Origin of the sequence: Lutimonas saemankumensis (assembly GCF_020171465.1) — a bacterium.
In the GTDB taxonomy this organism is placed as follows: Bacteria; Bacteroidota; Bacteroidia; order Flavobacteriales; family Flavobacteriaceae; genus Lutimonas; species Lutimonas saemankumensis.
In genome coordinates this window covers 148,508-159,999 of sequence record NZ_JAIUZR010000005.1, presented here as the reverse complement: position 1 = coordinate 159,999, position 11,492 = coordinate 148,508, and the positions used below count along the sequence as shown (strand labels likewise).

The window sequence follows — 11,492 nt, the reverse complement described above, 5'->3', positions numbered from 1 at the left end:
CCGCATGAATCATGCGGCTTTTTTTAATCATCAATGGCCTGTCCCACAACTTGTCTGAATTTCCATCCTGAATTATCTTCTTTGACATCCATGGTCTGCTTCATAAGGATTCCTATAACTTCTTCTTCAGGATCAGCCCAGTACATGGTATTGAAATATCCTCCCCACCAAAAGGAACCCATGCTGCCCTCGCCTCCTTTATCTTGTCCTTTTTGACCATTTACACCAAAAGCGAGACCGTGGAAATTACCTGAATCTCCCCAAAGATCTCCAATTTGATTGGCCATCATAAACTGAACCGTTGTCCTGCTCAACAATCGTATTCCATTAAGCTCTCCCTGGTTCAGATACATTTGTAAAAACGTTGCATAGTCTTTTGCCGTACTGGACAATCCCGCGCCCCCGGAAAAGAAAGCCTTGGCTCCAGTGATGGGGTAATTAGGATCATAGACATCTGATGCAGGATAGGTTTCCCACTGGCCATCTTTTAAGGTCTGCAAGGTAACCAGTCTTTTGTGCTTTGATTTCGGTAAATAGAACCAGGTGTCTTCCATGTCAAGTGGTTCAAAAATCCTGGTTTTGAAAAACTCATCCAATGGCATTCCCGAAATAATTTCTATAAAATAACCCAATACATCAATTCCTTCACTGTATGTAAATTTTTCTCCCGGATTGTGATGTAAGGGTAATTTAGCCAATTTACGAATGTTCTCTCCAATGGTAACGTTATCAGTTGTAAACCCATCGATGATCCCTGCCTTGGTGTAGATCTTTTTAAAACGTTCATCTCCGTCAATAAAACCATATCCAATACCCGAAGTGTGCGTAATCAGATGTCTGATGGAAATTTCCTTATTGGCTTTTGTTGCAACGAACGAAGAATCCTTTTCGATCAAGGAATCCAGAACCATAGGGTCTTTAAACTCGGGAATATACTTTGAAATAGGATCATCCAATCTAAACTTTCCCTCTTCCCAAAGCATCATCACAGCTGTTGAGGTTATGGCTTTTGTTTGAGAAGCAATTCTAAAGATATCGTCTTTTTTTAATGTCCTTTTGGCCTCTCTATCGGCCATGCCAAAAGCTTTGTAATACACTATTTTACCTTTTCTGGCTACCAGGGCTACTGCTCCGGGAATCTCTTTTTTCTCTATCGATTCCATCACCGCGTCGTCAATAAAGGATAATCGCTCCTCAGACATCCCAACAGTTTCAGGGTTCGCCTCTGATAGCGGTGGAGAATTTTTAATTGATTTGGTTTGACTTAGTGCGGTGAAAGTGGCAAAGAGGGAGAGTACAATAAGAAATTGTTTCATGGTGGCTTGTTGATTCTGATTACTGATAAACTAAAATTGTTACTAAAAATACATAAAAATTCAACAATTAGCTATATGTCAGGTTTATAACGATAATACCATAATTAGTCCTGATCCTTTTGCTCGATATCACTTAAATGATGTTCCAGTGCAGTTACCGATATCTGTATTTCCCTGATAAGAAGACCAAGTGAAACAATTAAAAGAATGAGTGCCAAACCAAAGATCCAGATGGCAATAACATGTTGCTCAACATAAATCAAAAACATCGTCAGTACACAGAGAAGCAAACTGCTTATGCCAAAAATCTGCATTGAACGGGTCAGATAGAGTCGTTTACGCAAATTCTCAATTTGCTGCATAAACACCTTCTTTTTATCCTTTTTATACTTGTCATGCAAATTTCTTACGACTGCTGCGTAAGCCAAAAAGCGATTCGTATATGCCAGCATGATCAAAGAAATAGCTGAAAATAATAAGGCCGGGGTTGTAAGTGTAAGTTGTTCCATTTCTCAAATATAACTCAATCAGTCCAAAAATTATGGTTTTACGAGAATCAGCCTTCCTTAATTTTCTTAAATAATCGTTAAAAGAGCACCTGTTCTGATACTTTAACAAAACGCTAACAATGAGAGGCTTACAAAGCCCATATTTTAGTGTCATTCAATTTTAATCATAAATAACATGAACTATCATTACAAAAATTTACGTGTGATTGCATTTGCATTCACTTTTTTCTTGGGTGCCTTCATAAGTAAGGGCCAGATCAATTTACCTCGTGGAAGTCAAAAGCCACTGTTTCTCAAACAGTTGGGACTTCTGATGTAACAATTAATTACTCAAGGCCAAGTGTTAAAGGGCGAGAAGTTTGGGGTAAACTGGTACCTTATGGAATGACGAACCCGGGTTTTGGAACCGCCAGCGAGGCTCCCTGGAGAGCAGGAGCTGATGAGAATACTACCATTTCATTCTCTCATGATGCCAAAATTGAAGGCAAAGAGATTCCAGCAGGAACTTATGGACTCCACATTATTGTAAAAGATGGAGACAACGCCACAATTATTTTTTCTAAAGATATTAGTTCATGGGGAAGTTTTTTCTATGACGAGAATAATGACGCCCTTCGGGTTGATGTAACAACAAAGGAAGTACCCCATAAAGAGTTGCTAACATTTGAATTTGTCCAGCTTACACCAACAAGTACTACTGCAGCACTGGTTTGGGAAAAGAAAGAGTTTCCTTTTACCATCTCATTTGATGTAACTGATATTGTCTTGTCTGATTTCAGGGAGAAAAGCAAAGGACAATTAGGTTTCAGTCGCCAGAACTGGGAACAGGCGGCTCGTTTTTCAGCGAATAATTACGGAGATCTTGAGGAAGCTTTAGGATGGGTAGATGGAGCCATCTCTGGAAACTTTTACAGTCAGAAAACATTCAACAACCTGGCCCTTAAGGCCCAGATCCTGAGAAAAATGGGAAATACCGATGAATATGCCGCCTTGATGGAGGAAGCAGCTCAGATGGCCAATATGAATCAGCTGAACACATTGGGATATCAGATGCTTAATGCCCAAGATTATGAAAGTGCCCTTAAATTCTTTAAATTAAATGTAAAGAACAATCCGGAAAATGCCAATGTTCACGATAGTTTAGGTGAATGTTATAAAATAATGGGCGACAAGAAAAATGCCGTCAAATACTTGAAGAAATCTCTAGCACTGGATCCTCCTGCCAATGTCAGGGCTAATTCTGAAAAGCTTTTGGCCGAACTGGAAGCCATGTAAATTTAATGAGCTATTAAAAAAGCCCGGATTAACCGGGCTTTTTTTGAAATTTCTATTATCTGCTTGTCTGGGTCATGTTATCAGCAACAACAATGATATAATCAGCAATCGTATTTTTTTCTTCCTCAGAAAACTTCTCCCATTCAGCATGGGTTACCGTCGATATCGATGCAATATTCAAACCTGGCTGAATCTTATTAATCCACCAGATTATACCCTGATCATAATTCGAATGATAAGAACCCTGAAAATGCAGCAGCAGGTTACCAGAATTATAGTTCTTTAACGAAAAATGCGCCATGGTTGCATCTTTTGATGCCTGTGCTGTTTGAATGTTCAGCATATTCGGAGGAACATGGCTCCCCATCATCTCTGCCATTTCAGCATAGGCCTTCACATTAGGGTCAAAATATTTCTCCAGATCCGGACCGATCATCTTACGTGCTTCAGGGCTCAGTTCGCGCAAGACGTCTATACCTTTTTTATTGATCATTGAAGCATAGCGCCTAGGAATATTAGTAGCAATAAACCGAAGTCCATTGTCCTTGGCAAAATTAACCAAGGGTTTATAGTCCGTTTTGTAATTTCCCCACATCTGCGTTACTTCAGGAATCATTTTCTCCTCACCATAAAAGCCCTGTAAATACTCATTCAAAACCAGCTGATTTCCGTTTTCAAACATTTCCGCACCCAAAAACAGATCCTTCCCTCGAAGTTCAAATAAACTCTGTGCAACTTCAAGTTGAAGCCAGTGGGAAATCGGATTGGTATGATACTCTCCAAAAAATACCATATCCCTTCCTTGGAGGTCTTTAATCATTTTTTTATACCTGACCTCTTTGCCTTTGTTACTATACAATTTATAGGCTGACTTATCTTGAGCCGATATAGAAGTTATTAAAAAAAGAAATAGGATAAAACTTGCCTTTATTTGTTTCATTGAAATGTTTTTTGGAGCAATTTACATATTATTCATTGAAATTTTATTCTGAAACCAAATCCTAATTATTGAGATGTTCCACTCGGAAAGAGTCAGCTTTTTATGATATACATCATTGATTTACAAAGAATAAAGCCTTATATTTGAGAATAACAATTCTAAACACAATAACAATATGGATGAAATTACTCTTAGTAACAGTACTAAAATACTGAGATTTCTTCAACAATTCAGAATGGATTTTAACGAATACAGCATTTGGAACTATTCAAGAAAAAAATTCCATTTTAATGAATCGAACAGGCCTTTAATTACTGAAAGCATGGACTTTCTTCAGGAACAAGGATGTATTGAACGGGTAAGAAGGCCCGGTTATTTCAGACTCACCGAGAAAGGAAAAAACTTCATTAGCTGGGAGCTCGAAAAGATTCAAGTAACAAAGAAAGAAGAAACTCCGGAACCAAAAAGCTGGAGACAATGGTTTGGACTGGGCTCCCTTCAAGGAGATCGCGCTTAAATCTTAGTAACAAGTAAAATTGATCAAAATAGACTAATATTGATCCTTTTTTTATAAAGGATTGGCATTAAAGGTATCTCCTTGTGCCAGGTCCCCCGTTTCATAACCTTTTCTAAACCATCTCACCCTTTGGGCAGAAGTACCATGAGTAAATGAATCGGGCACTACTCTACCGGAAGACTGTTTTTGCAATCTGTCATCTCCTATGGCGAAAGCAGCATTCAAAGCATCTTCCAGATCTCCCTCCTCCATCATTCGGGTCATCTGTTCGGAATGATGCGCCCATACGCCAGCTAAAAAATCAGCCTGCAGTTCCAAGCGCACCGAATATTGATTGTATTCCTTTTCGCTCAATCGTCCCCTTAAAGCATGTACTTTATCAGTTGTTCCCATAAGTTTTTGAATATGATGTCCAACCTCATGGGCAATGACATAGGCCTGGGCAAAATCACCGGGAGCATTTAGCTTCTGCTCCATATCATCAAAAAAGCTAAGATCCAGGTACAATTTCTCATCACCGGGACAATAAAACGGCCCCGTTGCGCTGGAAGCCATTCCACAGGCCGAGGAAACCGAACCTGAAAAAAGAACCAAAGTAGGTTCTCTGTAATTCTGAAAAAGGCCGTTCCAAACATCCTCAGTATTGGCTAAAATAACGGCTGAAAACTCAGCCAATTCATTTTCTTTGGCGCTTCCGATATAAGGTGCAGCTGATTGGGTTTGCTGTGGCCCTCCGGACAAGAAGTTCCCAAGTAAACTTAGGGGGTTGTTGCCTGTTGCAAAAGATATTAGAAGAAATAACCCTACTATTACCAGTCCGGTTTTTGAAAACAAAAGCCTGATCAAAGGCCCAAGCATCATGGGATTAAATCCTCTTCCTCCATGTCCTGACCTGCCTCGCCTGTCCTCAACGTTGGAACTTCTCCTTCTACCCTTCCATTTCATCCTCTAAAGTTTTGATTTTTAGAATAAGCCTTTAGGCTATTCCCCTTGCAGTTCATAGTGACACTAATTTAAGCAATATTAAGGGAATAGATAAAACAGCTGTTCAACGACCTTTTATTTCTTTTTTTTAGCATTTTTTTCTTTTTTCCCCTTTTTCTCCAGCCCTAGTACCTTTTGAACCGATTTTCCCGGAACAATGTGCATCATTCCATCCATTACACCTAACCACATATAATTAAATGGGCCTCTGTAAGGATTTCTTTCAGTATAGTATGAGGCCTGAAGGTATTTCCCTTCATCAGGAATGTTGTGATGTCGAATTGCTGAATTTGCAATGGCGGAAACCAATGGTTTATTCTTTAACTGATGTTCTTTGTTCTCTTTGAGTAAATTTAATTTAAGGTCACGATAATCAAAAAACATTTTATTCTCTGATGTTTTGTCCGAGGCGTTCATTTCAAAGTAAATCCGATCAGAATTTCCTGAAACTATTTCAACGCCTGCAAGGGTTCTTGTAGTTTGATTCATATTGACCAAATCCATTTTTCCTATCCGAACCTCCGCGTAAAAAGCCTCTTTGTTGTAGGGGACCTTAAGATTGAAGCTAACTGGGGCAATTCCATTGAGGCTCGCATCAAAAGTAGCTTTAAAGTTCTTGTAAGAGTCTTGCAACTCATCAATTGTTGTCAGGTTGGTAACAAATCCGTTGATGCTTTCAAATCTTACAGTACCTGCTTCTGTTTTGTTCTTTCCAAGTTCTGAATACCAGACCTCGGCATTCTTCAGTACAATACTATCAACTTTCAATTCAAAAGGAATCGCATCTACCATTCCCTTGAACATTGGTTTAATCACATCAGAAGGCCGCACCATGTTTTTATCCCGATAGTCTTTAAAAACAAGATCCTCAAGGACTATTTTCTTTGCAAGGATATCAAGCTCACTGTAGAAACTGCTCGATGCCTCAAGTTGTTCAAAAGCTATTTCCCTCAACATAACTTCCATGAGATCTTTTTGCTTTCCAATTTTCTTACTGACCATCTTCCAATCCTCAGTATACGCCATGTTAAGGTTTTCTATTCGAAACCTCTTATCTCTCATGCGGTATTCCATTCTCCCGGTACTAACCTTAGTATACGCATTGATATCCCAGTAAAGACTGTCTATAGATGCCTGAAAACTTCCCAGTTCAAAGGGGATGAGGTTCTTCCATTGCAGCGAATCTGTTTTCAATTCATTGGCAACAAGGTTCAAATTACTTAATTCCCCTACAATGCTTTTATCATGGGGTTCCAATAGAACGATGCCTCCGTTTTTTATTTCAAATCTCCTTAATTTTCCCCTTGACAAAATGTCCCCGAACAATTCCTGCAGCCCCTTTCCACTTGATTTCTTAACGGTGTCATTACTTAATTTTATATTGAATACAGGCTTCTGAAAAATGATCTGGCCAATATTTAGTTTACGACCGGCAAACAAATCGATCCAAACCAATCCATCGAGCTTTGCATATTCAACAGAGCCTCTGATTACGGTCCCACTGTCAATGCGAACAGGAACAATTTTCATTTCTTCAAGAGTAACCCCCTTGAATAAAACATGAAGATCCATATTTGCATATTCAATATTATAAGCCCTATCCGGATTCCTGTTGATAAGAACTTCCAGCCTGTATTCTACCCACCATTCAACTCCTTTATAAAGAACTACAAGGACTAAAATGACAATTAAAAAAATTCGGTTATACTTTTTCAAAACATAAGAATCAAAACCCCTCAGAAATTCCGAGAGATTTTTCAATTAATAAAACCTTGATTGAGTCTGTTTAGTTTACGGTAAGGACACGTTCATAAATAATCCTTCTCTCAAAACCATTTGGCATCAGCTCATCCATTTTTGTTTTATCTATTACGTCGTTCCAAGCCGCTGCATTTGGAGAATTATCCGATGTTTCTGTAAATCGCAGATAATCCAGCGCATCATTGAGTTTATTAAATCCGTCCACTGTGAAAACCGAGAATCGATCAAGATTTCCAACGGGATAAATTACTGATGACATCCCCCAATAGGTCATTGCGTTCATAATATTTTCAATGCTCGCCTGATGAAGAGGTTTCCAAAGCGATCTGTTTTCCTGAATAAATGCCGTCAAATCTGTGGGTTTACCGTAATTGACCAAGGCGAACTTATAGTTTCCGTCAATATAATCTTCTCTTTGAACAAAATAGTCAAAGGTTGTAGTTGTAAAGGACATGGTTTCAACATCTTCAGGTTTTACCTCACCCAGGGCGTCCATATTATCTGACCAGACTTTATTCAAATCCATATTATCCAGACTCTCAAAAGTGTTTACAATAACATAATTCGGAGTTCTGTCAGATGCATTCGTGATTCCTACTTTTCGCCAGAGAGACCAGGAGGACATTTGTCCTTTTTTTATCGCTGCCTGAGCGACTTTGGACCAATGCTTGGTTTCCCGCTCTACAAATTTATCCTCATGCTCAGCAGGTACATGACGGTATTGCAAATAACTAATCTGAGCACTCAGGGAGGTGGCAAAACATATGGCCATTAAAAATATGCTAAGTTTTTTCATGATTTTGGATTGATTAGGTTAATAAATTCTCTTAAAGTTACGAAAAATTTAAATTTGTTCGATATCCTCATCACAGGCAGCCAAAATCCGTTCTAATTGTATCTGAAAAAATTATTTTCGAATGATTATTGATACTTAGAATGCAATTGAGAATTAATCGATTAAAGAAAAGACGTCCAGCCCCTTCATCCATTCACCTTTATCAATGTCCATTACAGATCCTGGTGAAAGCAGGTTCCTCTCTTAAAGGGATTCAGCGGTTGGTAAAATAGGCATCTTTAAGCTGCCTCCAAGTAACAAGTTTTATATCTTCCTTTTTTAGAAGATCCTTACAGCTTTCACTGGTGAAAAAATCATAGTCCTTTTGTCGCCAGGCATTTCCCCAGTCGGGATGCTCAATGGTCATCCCCTTTAGCTCAGCATCATCATAAGCCGTATGGATCAAAAATGTGGACAGTCCCGGTTTCAAATTTTTAATGGCCTCCGTATAGTACTCAACTGTTCCTTTTTCATATTGTTCTGGCATTATGGTCAAAATTTCTTCCAAAACAATCCTGACATCATATTTTTCCAAAAGATCGGCCGGAAACATTTTGCTTGCAAGGACCGGCAATTTATATTCCTTTCCCATCTTTAAATAAACCTCCATCAATTCCTGGGTCTGAACCAAACATCCCATATGTGTATCAAGGTGAGTCGGAATCAATCCCATGGCATAAGCCCTGTGAATCTGCGATCGCAATTCAGTTTCAACTTCTTCAATATTCATATCCGACTTGCACTCATTATGAAAATATCCGTGATCATCTATTAAACTAGGAACCTTATCTCTGGAAGTCACAGGCCCCCATTTATAATTCTTCCATTCTGATGACAATACCAGGTGCAGCCCAAAATCATGTGTTTCAGCATTTTCTTTTGCATAATTGGCAGCTTCCAGGACCCAGGGGGTTGGCATCATAACACTGGCAGAATTCACTGATCCCTCCTCAATGGCTTTAATCGAAGCCCTGTTTTCAGAATGAGCTACTCCAAGATCATCCGCATGAATGATAAGCAATCTGGCATCAGCTTCATAACCCAGTTTTGTCGCTATGTTTTCCTGCGCAACAGAAGAGACGGATACAATGAAGAAAAACAGGGGAAATATCAACCTTTTATATTTCTTAGATATTACTACTGAAAAAAAGGTGTTTGTTTTGTGCATGGTTTGGCTTTTTTATCTTAAAGAACTTCAAATTAAAAAAATAAAATTCTTTACACATCGCAAGCTAAATATACAGTAAAATCCGGAAACCTTTCCCTCGAATTTAATTTTTGGTAGTGCAAAATTAGGTTTTGAAAAATAATTCATAGTACTCGGACAGTTTTAATACCCATTCGTCAATATTCAACATTGGATTTGATCAGGTTCAGTTAAATTTGACAAGAATCATTAGTGAACCTTAATGTTTAGGCTCCTTTTAGTTCATTTTTTTACCATTAACTTAAAACCAAACAACAATGAAAAAATTAGTAACATGTTTATTGCTCTTTACAGCTTTTGCAATCAACGCACAGCAATCTTACTGGACAAGCTACAGTTTTATTGTAGAGCCAGAGAACGAAGCAACCGTTTTTAAACTTATTGATGATTATTTCAAAGAGCATAAAACAGAAGGCGTAACCGTTTCTTTGTATGCCAACCATTTCCATGACTCTGAAAATAATGCAACTCATATGATCGTTTTTCACGGATCATTGGATGCCCTTGGCGGGATGTACGCCACTGACGGAGGTGATGCCTGGGATTTACTCGGTGCCCGGCTTGATCATCATATCGAGGATGGCGCAGGAGCCAGAATGGGGACCGTAAAAACTGCCTATGGAGATACTGAAGGAGATTATACGGTTCAAAGGTATTATTTAATCGATGTGGAAGATAGCCAGGCCTTTGAAACAGCCCTTAATAAATTTCATGATGACCATAAAGCCACGGGAAGAGTCATTATGATGGGTGGATTTGCCTCCGGTGTTTCTCCACACGGCGAAAATCACTGGGCCGTTGTGGGTTATAAAGACTTTAAAAGCGCCATGGCAGGTGCCAATGCAGGTCTAACCGATGACCAGAAGGCTGCGCGCCAGGCCGGATGGAAAACATTTCAGGAAACCAATGGTGGTTCCAGTTTAGTCCGCTCAGGCCTTCGGGTTCGAATAGGACAGTGGTAATTCCCGTTAACTATTAGAAATAGATAAAAAGCCTTTCAAATTGGAAGGCTTTTTATTTGGTAAATCAATCAACAGGTTCGGACATAATTTAAGTAGCTTCGTCCTAAGCCTTTTTGTTCTAATTCATAACGAAATTATCTTTGATAAAATTTAATTTGATTCATTCTAATAAAAAATACTACCATGAAAAATATTTTGATAACAGGTTGCAGTACAGGATTTGGATTTTTAGCGGCTCAACATTTCGCAGATAAAGGATTTAATGTTTATGCCAGCATGAGAAATGTCAACGGAAAAAATGCTGAAGCAGCAGCGAAATTAAAAAATTACCAATCCTCTCAAAACAACCCTATCCATGTCATTGATCTGGATGTTTCTTCTGATGAAAGTGTGAGATCAGCCACTTCTGACCTTCCTGTTATTGACGTTCTTATCAATAATGCAGGCCTTGGCTATGGTGGACCTCTTGAAGCTTTCACTTCAAAGCAATGTCTCGACCAGTTGGATGTCAATATCGTAGGAACCCTAAGAGTGGCAAAGGCGGTACTCCCTGGAATGCGTAGTCAGAATTCGGGCCTGATCATTCAGGTAAGTTCAATCGCCGGAAGAGGTGCCTTCCCGGGCTTTGGTGTCTATCACGCGAGCAAATGGGGATTAGAAGGCCTAAGTGAATCCATGCGCTATGAACTGGCACCATTGGGCATTGATGTGGTACTTGTAGAACCCGGACCATTTGCGACTAACTTTTTCGGAAACGTGATACCTCCATCCAATGAAGAGATCGCAGCCTCTTATCAGCACGTGAACGATTTTCTTGAAGGATTTGGACAGCAGGTTGAAGCAGCTGTTGAAAATCCTGAGGCCCCAACTGATCCAATGATCGTTGTAGATATCTTTGATAAACTGATCGAAACCCCGGCAGGACAAAGGCCGTTGAGAACCATTGCAGGCCTTGACTTTGGATTTCAGAAATTAAATGATACCGTGGATCCGCTTCGAAAGGCTTCACTGGAATCTATGGGACTGGCGGAAATGGATGGGCCTATGCTATCAGCAACGGATTCCTGAAATACGAAGTGTTAGAAGTGTCTATTGATCAACCCGAATAAATCGAAATTCTGTCATCGGAAATTGTGCATTTGCTTTTGTATATCTCAATTCAGATTTAAATTCATTGTCATCAAGC

Annotated in this window: 11 protein-coding genes; 4 read left to right on the top strand and 7 right to left on the bottom strand. The window is 39.2% G+C overall.

The window, feature by feature from the left end:
• Window positions 1-23: 23 nt before the first annotated feature.
• Both LCM02_RS12700 and LCM02_RS12695 read right to left on the bottom strand, forming a co-directional pair.
• Window positions 24-1,316, bottom strand: a complete 1,293-nt coding sequence (locus LCM02_RS12700) for a serine hydrolase domain-containing protein (protein ID WP_224930657.1) — start codon at window positions 1,314-1,316, stop codon at window positions 24-26.
• A gap of 104 nt (window positions 1,317-1,420) precedes the next feature.
• Window positions 1,421-1,825, bottom strand: coding sequence for a DUF2721 domain-containing protein (locus LCM02_RS12695; RefSeq protein WP_224930654.1), 405 nt, complete (start codon window positions 1,823-1,825; stop codon window positions 1,421-1,423).
• A gap of 321 nt (window positions 1,826-2,146) precedes the next feature.
• Here LCM02_RS12695 and LCM02_RS12690 point away from each other — a divergent pair, with 321 nt between their 5' ends.
• Window positions 2,147-3,100, top strand: coding sequence for a DUF2911 domain-containing protein (locus LCM02_RS12690; RefSeq protein WP_224931464.1), 954 nt, complete (start codon window positions 2,147-2,149; stop codon window positions 3,098-3,100).
• 55 nt (window positions 3,101-3,155) lie between these two features.
• Here LCM02_RS12690 and LCM02_RS12685 read toward each other — a convergent pair whose 3' ends face one another.
• Complete coding sequence (locus LCM02_RS12685; protein ID WP_224930651.1) at window positions 3,156-4,040, bottom strand: ChaN family lipoprotein; 885 nt, start codon at window positions 4,038-4,040, stop codon at window positions 3,156-3,158.
• Window positions 4,041-4,215: 175 nt separating this feature from the next.
• Between LCM02_RS12685 and LCM02_RS12680 the strand changes: the two genes are divergently transcribed.
• Window positions 4,216-4,557, top strand: a complete 342-nt coding sequence (locus tag LCM02_RS12680) for a hypothetical protein (RefSeq protein ID WP_224930647.1) — start codon at window positions 4,216-4,218, stop codon at window positions 4,555-4,557.
• 51 nt (window positions 4,558-4,608) lie between these two features.
• On the opposite strand, the gene ypfJ is transcribed toward LCM02_RS12680, so the two are convergent.
• From ypfJ to LCM02_RS12660, 4 genes are all read right to left on the bottom strand, one after another.
• A complete protein-coding gene (ypfJ, locus tag LCM02_RS12675) occupies window positions 4,609-5,502 on the bottom strand; it encodes a KPN_02809 family neutral zinc metallopeptidase (protein WP_224930644.1) in 894 nt (297 codons plus the stop codon).
• 114 nt (window positions 5,503-5,616) lie between these two features.
• Complete coding sequence (locus LCM02_RS12670; protein WP_224930641.1) at window positions 5,617-7,257, bottom strand: hypothetical protein; 1,641 nt, start codon at window positions 7,255-7,257, stop codon at window positions 5,617-5,619.
• Between the two features lie 70 nt (window positions 7,258-7,327).
• A complete protein-coding gene (locus LCM02_RS12665; RefSeq protein WP_224930636.1) occupies window positions 7,328-8,098 on the bottom strand; it encodes a hypothetical protein in 771 nt (256 codons plus the stop codon).
• Between the two features lie 253 nt (window positions 8,099-8,351).
• Complete coding sequence (locus LCM02_RS12660) at window positions 8,352-9,305, bottom strand: polysaccharide deacetylase family protein (RefSeq protein WP_224930632.1); 954 nt, start codon at window positions 9,303-9,305, stop codon at window positions 8,352-8,354.
• 296 nt (window positions 9,306-9,601) lie between these two features.
• Between LCM02_RS12660 and LCM02_RS12655 the strand changes: the two genes are divergently transcribed.
• Both LCM02_RS12655 and LCM02_RS12650 read left to right on the top strand, forming a co-directional pair.
• Complete coding sequence (locus LCM02_RS12655) at window positions 9,602-10,306, top strand: hypothetical protein (protein ID WP_224930628.1); 705 nt, start codon at window positions 9,602-9,604, stop codon at window positions 10,304-10,306.
• Window positions 10,307-10,489: 183 nt separating this feature from the next.
• Window positions 10,490-11,374: an SDR family oxidoreductase gene (locus tag LCM02_RS12650; RefSeq protein ID WP_224930625.1), complete on the top strand. Its 885-nt coding sequence runs from the start codon at window positions 10,490-10,492 to the stop codon at window positions 11,372-11,374.
• The last annotated feature ends 118 nt before the right edge of the window (window positions 11,375-11,492 follow it).